This window comes from Bradyrhizobium sp. KBS0727, assembly GCF_005937885.2.
In the GTDB taxonomy this organism is placed as follows: Bacteria; Pseudomonadota; Alphaproteobacteria; order Rhizobiales; family Xanthobacteraceae; genus Bradyrhizobium.
This window is the reverse complement of sequence record NZ_CP042176.1, coordinates 1,567,625-1,590,011: the sequence shown is the minus strand read 5'-3', so window position 1 is coordinate 1,590,011 and position 22,387 is coordinate 1,567,625. Positions and strand designations below refer to the sequence as shown.

Below are 22,387 nucleotides of genomic sequence, written 5' to 3'. Positions count from 1 at the left end.
CGAGAGCGAAAACGAAAAGACCAGCCGGCATAACTGCCAGCTGGTCTTCTTAGATTGTATGTTCAGAACGTATGGATTGCGGTCGCTGCTGGGATGCCCGTGCTCACGTGGGCGAGGTCAATCGCTGTGGCCGCTGAACCATTAGCTGAATAGAAGAGCTCGTGATTAGCCGTGTTAAAGACGAATTGGTTGGTCGTCCCGTTCCACGCAGCTGTCTGTGCTGCATCTGTTGCAACAGAAGTAAACTGCGCGGCTGAAATCGCCGCCGAGGTACCAATCGTAAAGGCCTGACTGGCAACGTCTACCAGGATCAGATCACCCGCTGCGAAATCTTGGATGACGTCGTGCCCGCTCAGGCTCACGCCTCCGCTGCTGTGCCCGTCCAGAACGAATAGATCGTTCCCGCCGCCGCCGGTCAGACTATCATTTCCTGCTCCGCCGATCAGCGTGTCGTTGCCGCTGCCGCCAACCAGCACGTCGTCGCCCGTGGTGCCATTAACTGTGAGACCAGTCGGAACGTTTGAACCGCCCTGCAGGTCGACCTGAAGCTGGGTCGTTGACGTATCAGCGTCACCGTCGACGGCTGTTACATCGAACAACAGATCCGTGCTGGGGATGGTCGTTTTCTGGTCGAAGGTGATGCTATTGACGGTAAACGTGGTGTTCCCTGTTACCGCACTTACATAGTCAACTTGCACCTGATCGAATGTCGATCCCACGTACAGTGTAATCGTGTGAGCGGCATTATCGACGACGTGGGTGCCCGCGAGCGCAGCATTCTCTACCACAAAGACCGTGTCAAGGCCGCCCGCTGGCTTTGGAATCTGGATGTCGAAGTCTGTATGAGTTGCTCCGTCATAGACTTTGAACAAAACGTCGGCCGTGCCGTTTCCTTGCCACTGAACCAGAGTGAAGCTGATCTGCGTTTGCTCCACCGCAAGGTGCGTTGTCGGGTCCACGAAGGTCAGATGCAAGTTCTCATTCACATCCATTTGCAGCCCGGTGTCACCGACCGCGATGCCGTTGTTCGATGCCTTGACGTCGAGGGGGTTGCCAGCGTTGTCACTGCCAGTGATGGTGAGATCACCAGCGGTAAGTGACAGCGTGCCGCCGCCGGAGGCTCCGAAAGTAGAGCCGCTTACCGTCGTTTGCGTCAATGCGCCGACGCTCTCCAAGTCAAACGTGTACGTTCCATTTGGATCGATCGCCAACGTAAAGAATGGATTGCTTAGCGTCCCGCTTGTGTCGGTGAAGAACGCATCCAGCTCCACACCGCCGCTCACCGCGTGGGTTGTGTAATAGAAGGTATAATCGTCACCATTCCCGGTCACATGTACGGACGTGACGCCGCTACCTGCAGCCGGCGCTGTCGCCAGATTGTATCCCGTACTACCAACGGCCCCACTGTGGACGGCCACAAGCATAGCCGCGTCGCCGTCCGCGCCGAAATTGACGTTGTAGGTACCGTTAGCAATCTGATTGTCCTGGGCGGCGATAATTGCGTGTTCGAAGCCTCCAATCGTCGGACCATCGTCCAGCATCGTCAGCTGCTTGCCGAGGTCGATGCTGGCCGTCGCAGTGTCGCCGTCCTTGTCCGTGATCGTCGCCGTCAGGTTCACAATACCCGCGGTCAGGCTGATGCCCTCGCTGGTGTCCGGGTTCGAGGCCGTGGCCTCCTTCACCGAACGGTCCTCCGTGAAGGTCACAATCCCCGTGTTCGGGTCGATCGCAATGGTGAACGCCAGCGCGCCCAGCGCGCTGCCGACATGGCCCTCGATCGTGTTGCCGTTCAAAACCAGCACATCCGACAGCCCGGTCTGCGCATCCAGCAGCCCAGATGCCGCGCCGTTGCCGCCCGTGATGCTCAGCGCATAGGTGATTCCAGCTGAGCCATCAGCGCCTGGCACCGCGGTGAACAGACCGCTAAAATTGCCCGTGACGTGGGTGTTCGCCGCGTTCGGCGTCGAACCGTCGATGCCGTTTGTGGTTGCTGTCAGGAAGCTCTCGTCAACCACCAGCGTCGGTTCGACCGAGTTGTTGACCACGATGGTCGGGCCGTCGTCGTTGAAGGTGACCTGCTTGCCGAGGTCGATGGTGGCGGCCTGGTGGTCGCCGTCCGCGTCCGTGATCGTCGCCGTCAGCGTCACCAGGTTGGCAATGCTGTTGAGGCTGATGCCTTCGCTGACGTCGCCGTTCTCGCCGACGCCCTGATGCACCGCGCGAAGGTCGGTCAGCGTCACCACGCCGGTCGCGGTATTGACCGCCAGCGTGAAGGCCAGCGTCGCGGTGGCGCCGACATGGCCCTCCACCGTGTTGCCGTTCAGGACCAGCAGGATGTGCTGACCCGTCGCCGAGTCGATCAGCCCGGAGTCCACGCTCGGCGAGCTCACGCCCAGCGAGTACGCGATGGTGGCGCCGTCGGCGCCCTGCGCCGAGGTGAACGCGCCGTGGAAGTCGCCGGTCACAACCGTCAGCGCCGGGGTCGGCGTCGTGCCGTTCGGCAGGTTGCTCTCGTCGACCACCAGCGTCGGTTCGACCGAGTTGTTGACCACGATGGTCGGGCCGTCGTCGTTGAAGGTGACCTGCTTGCCGAGGTCGATGGTGGCGGCCTGGTGGTCGCCGTCCGCATCCGTGATCGTCGCCGTCAGCGTCACCAGGTTGGCAATGCTGTTGAGGCTGATGCCTTCGCTGACGTCGCCGTTCTCGCCGACACCCTGATGCACCGCGCGAAGGTCGGTCAGCGTCACCACGCCGGTCGCGGTATTGACCGCCAGCGTGAAGGCCAGCGTCGCGGTGGCGCCGACATGGCCCTCCACCGTGTTGCCGTTCAGGACCAGCAGGATGTGCTGACCCGTCGCCGAGTCGATCAGCCCGGAGTCCACGCTCGGCGAGCTCACGCCCAGCGAGTACGCGATGGTGGCGCCGTCGGCGCCCTGCGCCGAGGTGAACGCGCCGTGGAAGTCGCCGGTCACAACCGTCAGCGCCGGGGTCGGCGTCGTGCCGTTCGGCAGGTTGCTCTCGTCGACCACCAGCGTCGGTTCGACCGAGTTGTTGACCACGATGGTCGGGCCGTCGTCGTTGAAGGTGACCTGCTTGCCGAGGTCGATGGTGGCGGCCTGGTGGTCGCCGTCCGCATCCGTGATCGTCGCCGTCAGCGTCACCAGGTTGGCAATGCTGTTGAGGCTGATGCCTTCGCTGACGTCGCCGTTCTCGCCGACACCCTGATGCACCGCACGAAGGTCGGTCAGCGTCACCACGCCGGTCGCGGTATTGACCGCCAGCGTGAAGGCCAGCGTCGCGGTGGCGCCGACATGGCCCTCCACCGTGTTGCCGTTCAGGACCAGCAGGATGTGCTGACCCGTCGCCGAGTCGATCAGCCCGGAGTCCACGCTCGGCGAGCTCACGCCCAGCGAGTACGCGATGGTGGCGCCGTCGGCGCCCTGCGCCGAGGTGAACGCGCCGTGGAAGTCGCCGGTCACAACCGTCAGCGCCGGGGTCGGCGTCGTGCCGTTCGGCAGGTTGCTCTCGTCGACCACCAGCGTCGGTTCGACCGAGTTGTTGACCACGATGGTCGGGCCGTCGTCGTTGAAGGTGACCTGCTTGCCGAGGTCGATGGTGGCGGCCTGGTGGTCGCCGTCCGCATCCGTGATCGTCGCCGTCAGCGTCACCAGGTTGGCAATGCTGTTGAGGCTGATGCCTTCGCTGACGTCGCCGTTCTCGCCGACACCCTGATGCACCGCACGAAGGTCGGTCAGCGTCACCACGCCGGTCGCGGTATTGACCGCCAGCGTGAAGGCCAGCGTCGCGGTGGCGCCGACATGGCCCTCCACCGTGTTGCCGTTCAGGACCAGCAGGATGTGCTGACCCGTCGCCGAGTCGATCAGCCCGGAGTCCACGCTCGGCGAGCTCACGCCCAGCGAGTACGCGATGGTGGCGCCGTCGGCGCCCTGCGCCGAGGTGAACGCGCCGTGGAAGTCGCCGGTCACAACCGTCAGCGCCGGGGTCGGCGTCGTGCCGTTCGGCAGGTTGCTCTCGTCGACCACCAGCGTCGGTTCGACCGAGTTGTTGACCACGATGGTCGGGCCGTCGTCGTTGAAGGTGACCTGCTTGCCGAGGTCGATGGTGGCGGCCTGGTGGTCGCCGTCCGCATCCGTGATCGTCGCCGTCAGCGTCACCAGGTTGGCAATGCTGTTGAGGCTGATGCCTTCGCTGACGTCGCCGTTCTCGCCGACGCCCTGATGCACCGCGCGAAGGTCGGTCAGCGTCACCACGCCGGTCGCGGTATTGACCGCCAGCGTGAAGGCCAGCGTCGCGGTGGCGCCGACATGGCCCTCCACCGTGTTGCCGTTCAGGACCAGCAGGATGTGCTGACCCGTCGCCGAGTCGATCAGCCCGGAGTCCACGCTCGGCGAGCTCACGCCCAGCGAGTACGCGATGGTGGCGCCGTCGGCGCCCTGCGCCGAGGTGAACGCGCCGTGGAAGTCGCCGGTCACAACCGTCAGCGCCGGGGTCGGCGTCGTGCCGTTCGGCAGGTTGCTCTCGTCAACCACCAGCGTCGGTTCGACCGAGTTGTTGACCACGATGGTCGGGCCGTCGTCGTTGAAGGTGACCTGCTTGCCGAGGTCGATGGTGGCGGCCTGGTGGTCGCCGTCCGCATCCGTGATCGTCGCCGTCAGCGTCACCAGGTTGGCAATGCTGTTGAGGCTGATGCCTTCGCTGACGTCGCCGTTCTCGCCGACGCCCTGATGCACCGCGCGAAGGTCGGTCAGCGTCACCACGCCGGTCGCGGTATTGACCGCCAGCGTGAAGGCCAGCGTCGCGGTGGCGCCGACATGGCCCTCCACCGTGTTGCCGTTCAGGACCAGCAGGATGTGCTGACCCGTCGCCGAGTCGATCAGCCCGGAGTCCACGCTCGGCGAGCTCACGCCCAGCGAGTACGCGATGGTGGCGCCGTCGGCGCCCTGCGCCGAGGTGAACGCGCCGTGGAAGTCGCCGGTCACAACCGTCAGCGCCGGGGTCGGCGTCGTGCCGTTCGGCAGGTTGCTCTCGTCGACCACCAGCGTCGGTTCGACCGAGTTGTTGACCACGATGGTCGGGCCGTCGTCGTTGAAGGTGACCTGCTTGCCGAGGTCGATGGTGGCGGCCTGGTGGTCGCCGTCCGCATCCGTGATCGTCGCCGTCAGCGTCACCAGGTTGGCAATGCTGTTGAGGCTGATGCCTTCGCTGACGTCGCCGTTCTCGCCGACACCCTGATGCACCGCGCGAAGGTCGGTCAGCGTCACCACGCCGGTCGCGGTATTGACCGCCAGCGTGAAGGCCAGCGTCGCGGTGGCGCCGACATGGCCCTCCACCGTGTTGCCGTTCAGGACCAGCAGGATGTGCTGACCCGTCGCCGAGTCGATCAGCCCGGAGTCCACGCTCGGCGAGCTCACGCCCAGCGAGTACGCGATGGTGGCGCCGTCGGCGCCCTGCGCCGAGGTGAACGCGCCGTGGAAGTCGCCGGTCACAACCGTCAGCGCCGGGGTCGGCGTCGTGCCGTTCGGCAGGTTGCTCTCGTCGACCACCAGCGTCGGTTCGACCGAGTTGTTGACCACGATGGTCGGGCCGTCGTCGTTGAAGGTGACCTGCTTGCCGAGGTCGATGGTGGCGGCCTGGTGGTCGCCGTCCGCATCCGTGATCGTCGCCGTCAGCGTCACCAGGTTGGCAATGCTGTTGAGGCTGATGCCTTCGCTGACGTCGCCGTTCTCGCCGACACCCTGATGCACCGCACGAAGGTCGGTCAGCGTCACCACGCCGGTCGCGGTATTGACCGCCAGCGTGAAGGCCAGCGTCGCGGTGGCGCCGACATGGCCCTCCACCGTGTTGCCGTTCAGGACCAGCAGGATGTGCTGACCCGTCGCCGAGTCGATCAGCCCGGAGTCCACGCTCGGCGAGCTCACGCCCAGCGAGTACGCGATGGTGGCGCCGTCGGCGCCCTGCGCCGAGGTGAACGCGCCGTGGAAGTCGCCGGTCACAACCGTCAGCGCCGGGGTCGGCGTCGTGCCGTTCGGCAGGTTGCTCTCGTCGACCACCAGCGTCGGTTCGACCGAGTTGTTGACCACGATGGTCGGGCCGTCGTCGTTGAAGGTGACCTGCTTGCCGAGGTCGATGGTGGCGGCCTGGTGGTCGCCGTCCGCATCCGTGATCGTCGCCGTCAGCGTCACCAGGTTGGCAATGCTGTTGAGGCTGATGCCTTCGCTGACGTCGCCGTTCTCGCCGACGCCCTGATGCACCGCGCGAAGGTCGGTCAGCGTCACCACGCCGGTCGCGGTATTGACCGCCAGCGTGAAGGCCAGCGTCGCGGTGGCGCCGACATGGCCCTCCACCGTGTTGCCGTTCAGGACCAGCAGGATGTGCTGACCCGTCGCCGAGTCGATCAGCCCGGAGTCCACGCTCGGCGAGCTCACGCCCAGCGAGTACGCGATGGTGGCGCCGTCGGCGCCCTGCGCCGAGGTGAACGCGCCGTGGAAGTCGCCGGTCACAACCGTCAGCGCCGGGGTCGGCGTCGTGCCGTTCGGCAGGTTGCTCTCGTCGACCACCAGCGTCGGTTCGACCGAGTTGTTGACCACGATGGTCGGGCCGTCGTCGTTGAAGGTGACCTGCTTGCCGAGGTCGATGGTGGCGGCCTGGTGGTCGCCGTCCGCATCCGTGATCGTCGCCGTCAGCGTCACCAGGTTGGCAATGCTGTTGAGGCTGATGCCTTCGCTGACGTCGCCGTTCTCGCCGACGCCCTGATGCACCGCGCGAAGGTCGGTCAGCGTCACCACGCCGGTCGCGGTATTGACCGCCAGCGTGAAGGCCAGCGTCGCGGTGGCGCCGACATGGCCCTCCACCGTGTTGCCGTTCAGGACCAGCAGGATGTGCTGACCCGTCGCCGAGTCGATCAGCCCGGAGTCCACGCTCGGCGAGCTCACGCCCAGCGAGTACGCGATGGTGGCGCCGTCGGCGCCCTGCGCCGAGGTGAACGCGCCGTGGAAGTCGCCGGTCACAACCGTCAGCGCCGGGGTCGGCGTCGTGCCGTTCGGCAGGTTGCTCTCGTCGACCACCAGCGTCGGTTCGACCGAGTTGTTGACCACGATGGTCGGGCCGTCGTCGTTGAAGGTGACCTGCTTGCCGAGGTCGATGGTGGCGGCCTGGTGGTCGCCGTCCGCATCCGTGATCGTCGCCGTCAGCGTCACCAGGTTGGCAATGCTGTTGAGGCTGATGCCTTCGCTGACGTCGCCGTTCTCGCCGACACCCTGATGCACCGCGCGAAGGTCGGTCAGCGTCACCACGCCGGTCGCGGTATTGACCGCCAGCGTGAAGGCCAGCGTCGCGGTGGCGCCGACATGGCCCTCCACCGTGTTGCCGTTCAGGACCAGCAGGATGTGCTGACCCGTCGCCGAGTCGATCAGCCCGGAGTCCACGCTCGGCGAGCTCACGCCCAGCGAGTACGCGATGGTGGCGCCGTCGGCGCCCTGCGCCGAGGTGAACGCGCCGTGGAAGTCGCCGGTCACAACCGTCAGCGCCGGGGTCGGCGTCGTGCCGTTCGGCAGGTTGCTCTCGTCGACCACCAGCGTCGGTTCGACCGAGTTGTTGACCACGATGGTCGGGCCGTCGTCGTTGAAGGTGACCTGCTTGCCGAGGTCGATGGTGGCGGCCTGGTGGTCGCCGTCCGCATCCGTGATCGTCGCCGTCAGCGTCACCAGGTTGGCAATGCTGTTGAGGCTGATGCCTTCGCTGACGTCGCCGTTCTCGCCGACACCCTGATGCACCGCACGAAGGTCGGTCAGCGTCACCACGCCGGTCGCGGTATTGACCGCCAGCGTGAAGGCCAGCGTCGCGGTGGCGCCGACATGGCCCTCCACCGTGTTGCCGTTCAGGACCAGCAGGATGTGCTGACCCGTCGCCGAGTCGATCAGCCCGGAGTCCACGCTCGGCGAGCTCACGCCCAGCGAGTACGCGATGGTGGCGCCGTCGGCGCCCTGCGCCGAGGTGAACGCGCCGTGGAAGTCGCCGGTCACAACCGTCAGCGCCGGGGTCGGCGTCGTGCCGTTCGGCAGGTTGCTCTCGTCGACCACCAGCGTCGGTTCGACCGAGTTGTTGACCACGATGGTCGGGCCGTCGTCGTTGAAGGTGACCTGCTTGCCGAGGTCGATGGTGGCGGCCTGGTGGTCGCCGTCCGCATCCGTGATCGTCGCCGTCAGCGTCACCAGGTTGGCAATGCTGTTGAGGCTGATGCCTTCGCTGACGTCGCCGTTCTCGCCGACACCCTGATGCACCGCACGAAGGTCGGTCAGCGTCACCACGCCGGTCGCGGTATTGACCGCCAGCGTGAAGGCCAGCGTCGCGGTGGCGCCGACATGGCCCTCCACCGTGTTGCCGTTCAGGACCAGCAGGATGTGCTGACCCGTCGCCGAGTCGATCAGCCCGGAGTCCACGCTCGGCGAGCTCACGCCCAGCGAGTACGCGATGGTGGCGCCGTCGGCGCCCTGCGCCGAGGTGAACGCGCCGTGGAAGTCGCCGGTCACAACCGTCAGCGCCGGGGTCGGCGTCGTGCCGTTCGGCAGGTTGCTCTCGTCGACCACCAGCGTCGGTTCGACCGAGTTGTTGACCACGATGGTCGGGCCGTCGTCGTTGAAGGTGACCTGCTTGCCGAGGTCGATGGTGGCGGCCTGGTGGTCGCCGTCCGCATCCGTGATCGTCGCCGTCAGCGTCACCAGGTTGGCAATGCTGTTGAGGCTGATGCCTTCGCTGACGTCGCCGTTCTCGCCGACGCCCTGATGCACCGCGCGAAGGTCGGTCAGCGTCACCACGCCGGTCGCGGTATTGACCGCCAGCGTGAAGGCCAGCGTCGCGGTGGCGCCGACATGGCCCTCCACCGTGTTGCCGTTCAGGACCAGCAGGATGTGCTGACCCGTCGCCGAGTCGATCAGCCCGGAGTCCACGCTCGGCGAGCTCACGCCCAGCGAGTACGCGATGGTGGCGCCGTCGGCGCCCTGCGCCGAGGTGAACGCGCCGTGGAAGTCGCCGGTCACAACCGTCAGCGCCGGGGTCGGCGTCGTGCCGTTCGGCAGGTTGCTCTCGTCAACCACCAGCGTCGGTTCGACCGAGTTGTTGACCACGATGGTCGGGCCGTCGTCGTTGAAGGTGACCTGCTTGCCGAGGTCGATGGTGGCGGCCTGGTGGTCGCCGTCCGCATCCGTGATCGTCGCCGTCAGCGTCACCAGGTTGGCAATGCTGTTGAGGCTGATGCCTTCGCTGACGTCGCCGTTCTCGCCGACGCCCTGATGCACCGCGCGAAGGTCGGTCAGCGTCACCACGCCGGTCGCGGTATTGACCGCCAGCGTGAAGGCCAGCGTCGCGGTGGCGCCGACATGGCCCTCCACCGTGTTGCCGTTCAGGACCAGCAGGATGTGCTGACCCGTCGCCGAGTCGATCAGCCCGGAGTCCACGCTCGGCGAGCTCACGCCCAGCGAGTACGCGATGGTGGCGCCGTCGGCGCCCTGCACCGAGGTGAACGCGCCGTGGAAGTCGCCGGTCACAACCGTCAGCGCCGGGGTCGGCGTCGTGCCGTTCGGCAGGTTGCTCTCGTCAACCACCAAGAACGGCGTCTCACCTTCGATCACGACAGAGATGCTCGGACCGTCGTCCAGGATCGCAAGATGCGGGCCGACATCGACGCTCGCGCTCGCGGTGTTATTATTGACGTCCGTCACCGTCGCCGTCAGCAACACTAGGCCGGCGGGCAGTGATGCCCCCTCATTGATATCGCCGACCTCACCAGCACCCTGATGAACAGAACGCAGATCCGTCAGCGTAATATGACCCGTCGCATCCACCGACAGCCTGAAATCGATCGGTCCGCCGGCAGCCGCGCCAGAGGTCGCGCCCTCACGGCCTACAACCTGGCCACCCTCAACGAACAAAAAGACATGATGGCCGGTCTGCGAGTCGATGAGCCCCGAGTCAACGCCCTGCGCACTTACAGAAAGCGCAAAGGTGAGTGACTTTTCGCCGGCCGGAACGTCGATGGTGAACGGCACCAATCCCGTCGCCACCGTGTTCGCAACGTTAGGGGTCGAACCGGCAATTCCATTGGTCGCAACGGTCAGGAAGCTCTCGTCAACGACCAGCCCCGGAACAACACCGGCAGTGATGGTCGGACCAGGAGCCGGAGTTTCGAGTGGCGGGACAACACCGGTCGGCAGCTCGGGAGTAAAATTACCCAAATCTTCCTGAGGGGCCAACTGGTTCGTCGGCACGGGCGGAAGCGGGTCAATCGTGAACGGGCTAAAGTTCGCACCGGAGGCCTGGGCATTGGCGTTTGACGTGCCGCCAGCGTCGGCCGCCGGCAAGACGGAGGTATCGGTCGTTATCGTGAAGAGGTTCGCAAATTCCTTGACTGAGATATCGCGGCCGGGCGCCATCTCAACCGTGATATTATCGCGAGCCTGGCCTCCAACTCCGTTTGCAAGCCCGTCCGCCCGCGAATCGAAAAACGGCTCTACCGTCAAGGTCGATTGGTTGTCGAACAGAATGATGAGTTTTTCGCCGACGTGAACCAGCGTGATTTTTTCGTTGGCAATACCCGAGAAATCGACCTGAACTTTCTGGTCGTATCCGACATTGACGACGACGGACTGATCCGTAAGCGGCTTTGTCAGTTTGTAGATACGCGGCGTTGCGCTGCTGTTGGAATTGCCGCCGGTGCCGGTAGCCTGAGCAACCTGAAACTGACCGTTCATTTTAAACTCCGCCGACCCCTGAGGTCTTTTGAATTAGATTTGTCGAAATTTTAGCGATAAATTTGAGCTTAAAGTATTGTTAACCCCTATCCCGGTCAAGAAAAGTGTTTGGTTAATCAATACTTTCGATGGGGATGTGGTAAAGAGGGGACAGACTTGCCGTCAGAACAAAAGGTTAGCGGGAGTTAACCTTTTGACGGGCCTTAACCCGCCCGCTTTTGTTGATTTTCCTGAGAATTTGGAGAGGCCGATGCGGGTAATCTGTCTGGCGGGCGCAATCACGCTGCTCTTGGGGTCCATTACGGCGACGAGCGCGCAGGCCCCGACGGAGACGACCGTCGAGCGTTCGGTCAAAACTCTGGCCAACCGAGATACGCAAATAGGCGTATTTCTGAACGTCTTGCCCGACTGCACGTCGGGACCCCTGCCCACCATCCGACTGGTTAGCCCGCCTGCCGCAGGCAAGGTGGTCGTAAAGACCGCAAAGGCAAAGGCGACCAACTACAAGGCTTGTTTGGCGCTCGAAGTGCCCGCCTATGTGGCGTTTTACAAATCCCCACCAGAATTTCTAGGAGACGACATCCTGACCATCGAGGTCAAATACGAAGGGGGCCGTACGGAAATTCAGAAAATTACGGTGAAAGTGAACGGTCCGGGCGGGCAACAAAAGATCTGAAAGGCTTCGACCGCTCCAATATCGGGTCAACCCATCCGAGGCGTAACTGTGCCTTTCCGCGAACGATCACACTGGCACGCGCCAACCCGCGAGGGGGTCGGAATGGCCATTCTGCCCGAATTAGAAGATGGCTCCATCGGGGTAGCGCCTTGGGTACGACCCGTTCGCTCCAGTCCGATTCGTCGGCAAGATGCGCCACACCTCGCGCGTCAAAAGGTGGACTACCCAAGCCCCCACAAATGACCTGTCGGCTAAAAATTCGGTTCGAATGATCGCACCCCGCCAACCATGGCAGAAGGGCTCCAGCGGCGCGGCAAGGCGCGCGATCCATATCCCGCGCCTGGCCCTGCAGCGTCGGAATCCTGACTGACCTCCAAGGCTCGGCTCGCCTCCTTCCAGACCATACCGGCTAACGGCACGGCGCCGCTCGAGACCGAGCCTAGCAGGGTGGTCGGCGATGTCGCCCGCTTGCGCATCGCGGAGCGGGGTTCAGCAATTCCGGCAAATGGTCTTTAGCTTCGCACCCAATTTCTTGTTCTCGGCCTCCAGCATGTCGTCGTGAGGTTGCTGGACGGTCGCAGCCGTGTCGCGTTTTTCCGCGACTGTCGGAGCTTTTGGCGTGACCTGCTTACGCGGGACGTGCTGTGGCGCAATTCCATTATAGCAAGCCAACAGGTCCCCGGCCCTCGGCAGAGTTGAACATTGAATCGCCGTCTGCGCGGTGACAGCCTCGGGAGATAAACCAAGCAAAATTATAATCGCGATCGTTCTCATCATCGTCCAGACTAATAGCGCGAAAGCTGCTTGTGATGATTTACAAGGGAAATCCAAGCAAAGCGAGACTTCAACCTTGCAGAGACTAAATCTGACCTGCTGGTCTCGATGCAAGGGTTTTGGAACGAGTTCAATCCCGACGGTGGCGTGCCGCGTTTTCGCCTTTCGTCGCGTCAATCATCGCGCGAGGCAAGGTTGGGCGCGAGCAAATTCACGCTTTAGTTCTCGATCGGCGATCCAGGTGGTTGACTGAGTGCAGCACTATCCTCGCGGCAGTCACCAACGCGTGTTGCAATTACGAGGTCTTTCCTGGGAAGCTGCCCAACGTGGAGTTCGTTGGACTCCGTGTAGGCTTCTGCGCTTTGAACCGTAATCACGGTGCTCACAGGGCCCATGTAGTCGCAGCGGTTCGAGAATATGTACCTGTTGTTGATTTTTTCAGGCTTGGCAGAATGGCAGCTTCCGACCGACGATGATGAAAATGTGGCCTTCATGGCCTGGGTCGGATCAACACAGCGCGTCATCTCGCGTTCCAGCAACTTTTGCCTGACATTCGAATGGGTGACGATTTCAAGCGTGCGCACAAACCGCCACATCCCTTTTCGAAAGGTCGGGCCACTGAAGCCCTCGTCGGCCGAGACCGCTGACGGAAACAAGGGCACTGAGACGATCAGTGCCGCCATGACAGAGAGGACGCGAACGGCGGCTTTTTGCCTCGCCAAGTCTTTACTCGAACCCATCGTCCATTTCCCCATGACGGCGTCCCGGTCAGTCGATCACGACCGATGAATGCGGCTCTACTCGATACGCTGTCATTCCAGGCCCCCTGCATTAAGGCCCGGTTAACAAATCAAGCCCGGCTTGAAATGGCCGCCGGCCTAGTAAACGAGAATGTAATCAGGATCCGATGCGAAGCCGTTCGAGCGACAGAACCGATGGAGGAACGACCGCGGACCTGGCTGCCCGGCGGGTGAGGCACGCCGGGCAAGAGACGCGCTTTAGTGCTGCAGGGACGAAACGGCTGATCTTGCCGGATCTTCCGCCTTCTCGTCGTTGCAATCCCCAATTCGCGTTGCAACGACGGTATCGGTCTTGGGACTGTCGCCGACCGTAACTTCGTTGAGTTCGGTATAACTGTCATCGCCGTGAACGGTTATGACAGTACTGACCGCCCCCAGGTAATCGCACCTGTGGCCGAACGTGTACTTGTTGCCGACCTTTTCCGGTTTGTCCGAAACGCAGCTTCCGACCGGCGGCGAGGAAAAGGTAGCCTGCATGGCGCGTGTGGGGTCGACGCAGCGGGTCATTTCCCGGTTGACCATCCGATACTTGACGTTCTTGTTGGCATTCCGGACGATGTCCAAGGTTCTGATAAAACGCCAAAGTCCCTTACGGAAGCTCGGAGCCTCCGTCGGCGCGGCCTCATGCTGTAGGGTCTGCTGAGTTTGGGATGGAGCCGATGGGGGTTTGGTGTCTTGGGCTTGAGCCGGGAGCGAGAACAAGGGCACGGCAATAATCGCTGCAAATACGCGAAAGTTCATTCCCTGCCCCCATGGCCTACTGATCCGAACGAAATGTCCGAATCGAGCATGCTGACCACTTGCAGGTTAATTGTGGCGAGTAAAGGTATACCAGCACTGGCAAACATACGTCTCGTACAACATTCTATGTCACTGCGGCGAACGTGCAACACTTCGTTCAAAAAAGACCCGCACGGCATGGAAGGAAGTCGGGTAAGCCCCGTCGCCATTCCGTAATTCTACGGGGGGCCCCCAATCCGGCTGTTGCCGGCGCCCGCGGCACCGCCAAGACCGAGACACATCACACGACGAGATCGTGAGCCAGATAGGTGATTGCGGTCCCCTTTATAAGGTCCGGCGCAAGACTGAAATTGTCGGCCGAGTAATTGCCGACCAGCGACAGCTCGGAAATGTGCACTCCGTCCGAAATCGTTAGCGTCCCGCCGGTGCCGCCAACGTTCTCATGGTAGCTGAGCGAGGCCGTACCAAACTCGACATGGGCAAGGTCGATGACATCCGCACCGCCGAATCCCGCGATCGTCCCATTGAAGTGGAATGAGTCTCCAAGCTTTAGTGTGCCAGCCCCCGAACCAAACGTTACATTGACCGTGGCGGAGGCCTCGAGATCAAGCGTCGCGGTGCCATCGATCACGGCGGTGCCGTTTCCGCTCACCTGGCCTTGAACCGTGAGGGTGGATCCGTTTGCCCACAATACACCTGAATTCACGATCGAACTTGCAACCGTTAACCCGCCGCCGCCCGACGCTTCCAGAATTCCTGAATTGATCACGGAGTTCGCGCCGGTATCGATCGTAAGAGCGTGCGTGCCGGTAGCATCGATAGTGCCGGCATTTGTCAATGTCAGTTCACCGTTGCCGAGCTGGCCAGCTCCGGAAATCGTATTGTCTTCGTTGTCCAGCGTGACACCGGAGCTTGTTCCGGAAATGATGTTCGCGGCGCTGTCAGACAGCACTATCTGGCCGCCGCCCTGGAGCGTCACGCCGTGCTCGATCAGCTGCAAGTCTGTTTCGTCGCCGGTCGAATTCAGCGCGATAGTGCCACTATTGTTGATCGTGCCGCTCAGGGGCATCACGGCCCCATCGCTGATCGTCATTGTTCCGGCGTTGTCAAGGGTCGGCACCTGGTCGAAAACGAAGTCGGTCTGTGTCAAGGCTGCCGCATGCACTCCCTGCAACTCGATCGACTGTCCGTCTCCCAACGTGATCAACGCATTGCCGTTAGCGTCTTCGGTCAAATGCGCCTGCACATCGGCGAAGCTCGTGAACCCGGCGTAGCCGATCAAGTCAATCTGATCGTGTCCAGTATCGAAGCTGTAAACCGTGTCGTGACCGATCGGCTGCGCGAAGACGAAGAGATCATTCCCGACGGCGCCGGTCAGCGTGTCGTCGCCTGACAGGGCAAAGATGGGCGAACCCGTCGCATAGGCTTCGACGTTGTCCAATACGACCGCGGCTCCCGTGCTGCCGTCCGCATTTGTCCAGGTCTCGGTCACGCTGAGGACCATGGCTCCGGTATAGGCTGCGGCCGTTGTGACCGTCAGCGCGGTGAGATCGTTCGTCTCTACCGTCCAGGTGCCGTTGCCGAGATTGGTGCCTTCGCTGATGCTCCAATCCGACGGCACACCCGTCAACGTCAGGTGGACCGGACCCGTTAGCTGGCCACCCGAGGGATCCGTCAGCGCCAAATTGATTGGCTCTCCCGCGATACCGGCAGGCGCGACCTGGAAAGAGGATTCATTTTTGAGCGTTACGGACTTCGAGGCAGATAAGTTCGCGGCGTCGTATGCAGTAATCTCGAGAAGGTCTCCGTTTTTGATAGCTGTCGTATTGCTGGTAATCGTATAGATGCCGTCCGCATAACTGACAGACATTAATGAGCCGGACACCGTCCATGCGCTCCCGTTAAACGTCGCAGAGCCGAACAACGTCCCGTTATCATAAAGGTCGAATTTTGTGATGCCGCCCTGGCCGACAGTGGTCGCGTCGTCATCCGTCACTGCAGCCTGGAACGTCCAACTGGTTCCTGCGGCAGTTTTGTGTCCCGTGAACGCATATCGATTGTCGATGATGTCTGAGAACACCGGCGGCGGTGCCAACTGCACCAAGCTGCCGCCATAACCATCATTCGTGAATAGCCATCCTTGGTTTGTATAGTCGCCCGAGAGCCGGATCTGGACAGAGATGTCGCCGGCATCGGTATGATCAATGAAAGTGACCGTGCTGACGTTCGAACTGTAGGAAACCGTTGTAGACATATGGTTCGAATTGAACGACAGATCCCTCAGGTCAATTTGATCATCCAGTGTCAGAAGCGTCCCGACCGAAGACCCCGTGATCAATCCGAAAAATTGGTTTGATTGATCGAGGATGAGTTCGCCCTGGACGCCCGTAAACAGCACCGTATTGCCGGATGCAACCGAGCCACCGATCTCGAGCTCGGCCAGATTTGCGATATTGATCGCACCGGTCCCGATGATGTTTCCGGAAATATCAACCGTATTGATGACATAGATCGTGCCGTAATCAGCGACCGTGCCCCCGTCGATGATTGCTGGTGACAAGCTCGCTGAGTTCAGCGTCAGCGTTCCGCCAACGTCGACCTGCACCGTGCCACCGCTATTGGCAATCGTAGAGCCCTGATCAATCAGCAGCGCGCCGCCGGCCATGATCTCCAGCAGGTGATTGGCTGTGACGGTTTCATGATACAGCTCATTTCCGGTGCCATTAACACTGAGGTGGCCCGAATTGCTGAGCGATCCGTTCGCAAGCACTGCCAGGCCGTTCAGATCGATCGAGCCGTTGGTACTGATGGTAACGAGACCGCTGGTGATGGTCGAGGTGTCGAGGTCCAGCGTCGAGCCGGTACCGACCGTCACCGTGCCGCCAGTGTTGATTACCGTTGTCCCGGTCAACTCCAGGATGCTGTTGTTGATCGCCTTCAGCGCATTGCTGTTGGTCACCGTGTCGTTGGTGAGGTCGAGTTCGCCGCCATTGGCCTGCAGCGTGCCGGTATTGCTGATGCTGCTGCCGGCGTCGATCGTCAGGACCCCGCCGGTCGATTCCAGCGTGCCCGAATTGGTGATGCCGAGGTGATGCAGCGCCGTGGTGCCTTCGGCGTTGACCTCGCCGGAGTTGCCCAGCGTGCCATCGGTGATGCTGGCGCCGCTGTCGAGGTCCAGCGTCGAGCCGGCCGCCACCGTCACCACGCCGCCGAGGTTGGCCACCGCCGTGTTGGTCAGCTCCAGGATGCTGTTGTTGATCGCCTTCAGCGCATTGCTGTTGGTCACCGTGTCGTTGGTGAGGTCGAGTTCGCCGCCATTGGCCTGCAGCGTGCCGGTATTGCTGATGCTGCTGCCGGCGTCGATCGTCAGGACCCCGCCGGTCGATTCCAGCGTGCCCGAATTGGTGATGCCGAGGTGATGCAGCGCCGTGGTGCCTTCGGCGTTGACCTCGCCGGAGTTGCCCAGCGCGCCATCGGTGATGCTGGCGCCGCTGTCGAGGTCCAGCGTCGAGCCGGCCGCCACCGTCACCACGCCGCCGAGGTTGGCCACCGCCGTGTTGGTCAGCTCCAGGATGCTGTTGTTGATCGCCTTCAGCGCATTGCTGTTGGTCACCGTGTCGTTGGTGAGGTCGAGTTCGCCGCCATTGGCCTGCAGCGTGCCGGTATTGCTGATGCTGCTGCCGGCGTCGATCGTCAGGACCCCGCCGGTCGATTCCAGCGTGCCCGAATTGGTGATGCCGAGGTGATGCAGCGCCGTGGTGCCTTCGGCGTTGACCTCGCCGGAGTTGCCCAGCGCGCCATCGGTGATGCTGGCGCCGCTGTCGAGGTCCAGCGTCGAGCCGGCCGCCACCGTCACCACGCCGCCGAGGTTGGCCACCGCCGTGTTGGTCAGCTCCAGGATGCTGTTGTTGATCGCCTTCAGCGCATTGCTGTTGGTCACCGTGTCGTTGGTGAGGTCGAGTTCGCCGCCATTGGCCTGCAGCGTGCCGGTATTGCTGATGCTGCTGCCGGCGTCGATCGTCAGGACCCCGCCGGTCGATTCCAGCGTGCCCGAATTGGTGATGCCGAGGTGATGCAGCGCCGTGGTGCCTTCGGCGTTGACCTCGCCGGAGTTGCCCAGCGCGCCATCGGTGATGCTGGCGCCGCTGTCGAGGTCCAGCGTCGAGCCGGCCGCCACCGTCACCACGCCGCCGAGGTTGGCCACCGCCGTGTTGGTCAGCTCCAGGATGCTGTTGTTGATCGCCTTCAGCGCATTGCTGTTGGTCACCGTGTCGTTGGTGAGGTCGAGTTCGCCGCCATTGGCCTGCAGCGTGCCGGTATTGCTGATGCTGCTGCCGGCGTCGATCGTCAGGACCCCGCCGGTCGATTCCAGCGTGCCCGAATTGGTGATGCCGAGGTGATGCAGCGCCGTGGTGCCTTCGGCGTTGACCTCGCCGGAGTTGCCCAGCGCGCCATCGGTGATGCTGGCGCCGCTGTCGAGGTCCAGCGTCGAGCCGGCCGCCACCGTCACCACGCCGCCGAGGTTGGCCACCGCCGTGTTGGTCAGCTCCAGGATGCTGTTGTTGATCGCCTTCAGCGCATTGCTGTTGGTCACCGTGTCGTTGGTGAGGTCGAGTTCGCCGCCATTGGCCTGCAGCGTGCCGGTATTGCTGATGCTGCTGCCGGCGTCGATCGTCAGGACCCCGCCGGTCGATTCCAGCGTGCCCGAATTGGTGATGCCGAGGTGATGCAGCGCCGTGGTGCCTTCGGCGTTGACCTCGCCGGAGTTGCCCAGCGCGCCATCGGTGATGCTGGCGCCGCTGTCGAGGTCCAGCGTCGAGCCGGCCGCCACCGTCACCACGCCGCCGAGGTTGGCCACCGCCGTGTTGGTCAGCTCCAGGATGCTGTTGTTGATCACACTCAGCGTGTTGGCGTTGGTCAGCGTGTCGTTGGTGATCGAGCTGTCACCGACGATGTCGATCAAACCGAGATTGTCGATCGCCCCGCCGCTGAGCGTCACCCCGCTTAAATCCAGTGCCGAGCCCGCATCCACCGTCACCGTGCCATTGTCGACGATGGCGGTCCCCCTGACCGTCACATTGTCGAGCGTCAGTTGCGTCGATGCGTCAACCGTGACGAGGCCGCCGTTCAGCTCGGCATTGCCGTTGATGGCGCTGTTGCCGATGACATGAATGGCGCCGTTATCGCTGATGATGCCACCGGTTATCGTGGCTCCGCTCAAGGTCAGCGTCTTGCCGGTGTCGATCGTCAGCTGGTGGTTATTCAGCAAGTCATTGCTGATCGAGCTATCGCCGATGATCTCAAGGAGTCCAAAATTGTTGATCGTACCGCCGTTGATCGCGACCCCATCCAGCAAACGCGTCTTGTCGACATCGATCTGAATGAACCCGTCGTCGTGAATCACGGTATTTGTCACCGTGGTTCCGTTTAGCGTCAGCGTGTAACCATCATCGACGATGATCTGGCCACCATATATCGCCGCATTGTTGATGGCGCTGTCGCCGGTGACATGAATGATGCCGTCGTCGGTGACGATGCCCCCGAGGATGATGGTGCCGTTCAAGGTCAGCGTCGTGCCATCATCGATCGTGAGCTGGCTGTTATTTATCGTATCGTCACTGATCGAACTGTCGCCTTTGATATCAATCAGGCCAAGGTTGATGATCAACCCGCCGCTCAGAAACACCCCGCTCAGGTTCAGCGTCTTGCCGCTGCCGACCTTGATGGTGCCGTCGTCGATAATCGTGGTGCCCGTGACCGTGGTGCCGTCCAGTGTCAGCGTCCGCGTCGCGTCAACCGTAACCTGGCCGCCATTAAGGGCTGCATTGTTGATCGCGCTGTCGCCACTGACATCAATGATGCCGTTGTCGGTGATGAAGCCGCCAGAAATGGTTGAACCCAGGAGATTGAGTGTGGATCCCTCGTCCACCTGCACATATCCGGAATTGAAGACGCTAACGCCGCCGAGCGTCGCGATTGAAGCTCCCGCAACCTCAAATGTGCCGGCCGATCCTGTCGACAGCGTTCCGCCATTGATGACGGTGCCGTCCTCGACGACCAGCACGGTCGCGGCCGGCGTGCTACCGACCTGAATGGCACCTGCAAGATTCTCAACGTCGACATTATCGAGCGTCGCACCCTGCTCGCTTTCAACCCTGACGGTGCCGGCGTTTGAAACGACGCCACCTGTGATCGTCGTGCCGAGATCGAGGGTCAATTCCCCGGTAACGACGATGGCGCCGAAGTTGCTGACCATCTCGTCGTGCAGGGCATTGCCGGCGCCGCTGACATTGACATGACCAAAATTATCCAACGTGCCATTGATCAACGCGGCCAAACCGGTGAGATCAATGGTCCCTTTGTTTTCGATGCTGCCATTGATCGAGGCGCCGTGCAGCGTCAGGTTCGCGGCCGGATCGATCAGTACCAGGCCGGCGTTGGCAACGTTGACGGCAACATTGAGCGTGCCGCCGGCTAATTCGAGTATTCCCGCCTCGTCATTCGAAACGGAGCTTTGATCGATAAAATCACCACCCTCCGTCAGCTTGATGAGACCGGAATTGTGGAGCGAGCTTTGGTTCACCAGCTCGATCAGGCCGGCGTTCGTGGTGCCGAAATTGTAGAATGCGCTTTCGTTGAACAGCGTCAGCGCATTACTTACCGTCAAGGTGCTGTTGTTGATGAGTTGCGCGCCAGTGGTGTCGGCGGCATCCAGTGTCACCGAGTTCGCAAACGCGGCTTCGGCGATGGTCACCGCGTAGTGACCGGTTCCGCCAACAATGTCCTGCGCAGGAATAATGGCATCATCGAGCGCGGTTGGCACCAGGCCGGTCTTCCAGTTTGAACCGACGCTCCACAAGCCGTCGCTCGGGTGGATCCACTCAACCGCGTGGGGAGAGGAGATCGTAATCGTAAACGGCTGGAGAACCGTCGTATTATAGCCCACGTAATTGGTGTCGACCTGGGCTTGATAGGTCAGCACCAGCTTCCTGCCGGCCCCCAGGAAATCGAACGCCCTGTCGGCGACGCTATAGGTCCACGTGGCTGAACCGGCACTGCCATTACCCGGACTGGCCACCACGGTAAGGCCAACTTCCACCGCCGCGATTGCGGCCAGTTCCTTGGCGGTCAGGCTCGAAGTGATATCGTTGCCCTGCGCATCCAGAACCTTGAACGAGGCAAATTTGGTTTTGACCGTCGGAACATCGCCGCGATTGACGTCGTCAAAGGTGATGACGCCCGAAACGGCATCGATCCCGCCGCGGTGAACCGCGCCGGAGCGCACCGTGAATTCACCCGACGTCGCATTGACGATCGGCGGCGCGTCGTAGTGCACCTGACTTGTAATCACCTCGAAGGTAGCCGTGGCCGTTACCGCGCCCTGCCCGAAACCAACCGAATATTTCGATGGATTGCCATCGTCGCTTGCAAACACCGCGTGCGGAATACCGTCCGGAACGATCGAATCGGTAAACTGGTTCAATGTTTTCGGGTTTGTGTCGGTAAACTTCAGCGCAAACACGTCGGTGATGAGTTGCTGAATTTCCGCCGACAGCGGCGCAGCGGCCGAAGTACCGAACACGCCCTGATTGTAGGTGACGATCCGACCGGCATCATTGACCGTCGCGATCGGATTGAGCGTTATCCGGTCCATGAGAACATAGGAACCGGTTGTTCCGTCGGGCTCGACCAGAACCTGAAACCCTCCAGTAACCTGAGCCGGGCCTCCACTCTGAGCGTTTTGAGAAACAAGAAATTCGATCTTCTGGACCAGGACCGCGGTGCCACGGATACCCATGGTCGCAACCGGGGTATCGACCTTCATGTCGCCGTGCTTGGCGGTCTGACCGGCGACAAAAGTGATGGTTCCCGCAACGAGACTCAGCAGCGAGGAGTTGTTCGACCCGTTCGGGTCGTAGATCATTTCGTTGAGGACCATGCGCGAATTGGACGCGAGGCCGAACACGGTGCCGTCGATAAAGGTAATACCGAGCTTGGAGTCGGAGCCTGACTGGACGACATCGCCCTTCTCGACGTTGTCGCCGAGGTTCAGGATAATTGATACGCCGTTGCGAATGACGGTGGCACTGCCGGCGAGCTTGGTGACGTGACCAATAATTTTGCCGGCGCCGGCAAGGCCGTCGGCCTGCGCAAACTGAGTGTGGCCCGTCAGCGCGCTGACGACATCGCCGGTAAGCCAGGCCCCGTCAGATGACGACAGGGCTGCGCGATGTTCACCGCGGAAGTAGTCCCGGACCAGGAAATGGCGGTCGTCGTGGGAAAGCTCGAGATCGAGACCCGAGCGCTTGAAGTCGCCGGAGAACAGGAGATTCGCATCCGGAACAACGATACGACCGGCATTTGCCGCCTCGCCAAAGCCTAAAGCGTCGCCCAACTTCAAGGGAGATAGTCCCCCAGCGGGGCCGCTGTCGCTCAGGACGGAAAACATCAAGCTGCCTCAAATGAATTAAGGATTTAGCAATCTCTCTTAATGAGTTCCTTATAATTCAATTGAGTTCATCCACCAACGATAACCCCCCAGAATTGACGGGCATAAGCAAGACGGACGCAAGTGTGGTTAGCGTGACGCACAATACTGTAATCGATTGATTTTGCAGTCTGATTTGCCC

The 22,387-nt window shown here is 61.9% G+C and carries 5 protein-coding genes; 1 reads left to right on the top strand and 4 read right to left on the bottom strand.

Annotated features, from left to right (window positions below):
- Window positions 1-62: 62 nt before the first annotated feature.
- A complete protein-coding gene (locus FFI89_RS07270; protein ID WP_144596278.1) occupies window positions 63-10,766 on the bottom strand; it encodes a DUF5801 repeats-in-toxin domain-containing protein in 10,704 nt (3,567 codons plus the stop codon).
- 193 nt (window positions 10,767-10,959) lie between these two features.
- On the opposite strand from FFI89_RS07270, the gene FFI89_RS34825 reads away from it, so the two are divergent.
- Window positions 10,960-11,442 (top strand): hypothetical protein, encoded by a 483-nt coding sequence (locus FFI89_RS34825; protein ID WP_246669385.1) that lies wholly within the window; start codon window positions 10,960-10,962, stop codon window positions 11,440-11,442.
- Window positions 11,443-12,434: 992 nt separating this feature from the next.
- Here FFI89_RS34825 and FFI89_RS07260 read toward each other — a convergent pair.
- The 3 genes from FFI89_RS07260 to FFI89_RS07250 all read right to left on the bottom strand — a co-directional run bounded on the left by FFI89_RS07260 (window position 12,435) and on the right by FFI89_RS07250 (window position 22,158).
- Window positions 12,435-12,956 carry a hypothetical protein gene (locus FFI89_RS07260; protein WP_138834220.1) on the bottom strand — a complete coding sequence of 174 codons (522 nt, stop codon included), beginning with the start codon at window positions 12,954-12,956 and terminating at the stop codon, window positions 12,435-12,437.
- Window positions 12,957-13,214: 258 nt separating this feature from the next.
- Window positions 13,215-13,757, bottom strand: coding sequence for a hypothetical protein (locus tag FFI89_RS07255; RefSeq protein WP_138834219.1), 543 nt, complete (start codon window positions 13,755-13,757; stop codon window positions 13,215-13,217).
- A gap of 280 nt (window positions 13,758-14,037) precedes the next feature.
- Window positions 14,038-22,158, bottom strand: a complete 8,121-nt coding sequence (locus FFI89_RS07250; RefSeq protein WP_168212815.1) for a FecR domain-containing protein — start codon at window positions 22,156-22,158, stop codon at window positions 14,038-14,040.
- Between the last annotated feature and the right edge of the window lie 229 nt (window positions 22,159-22,387).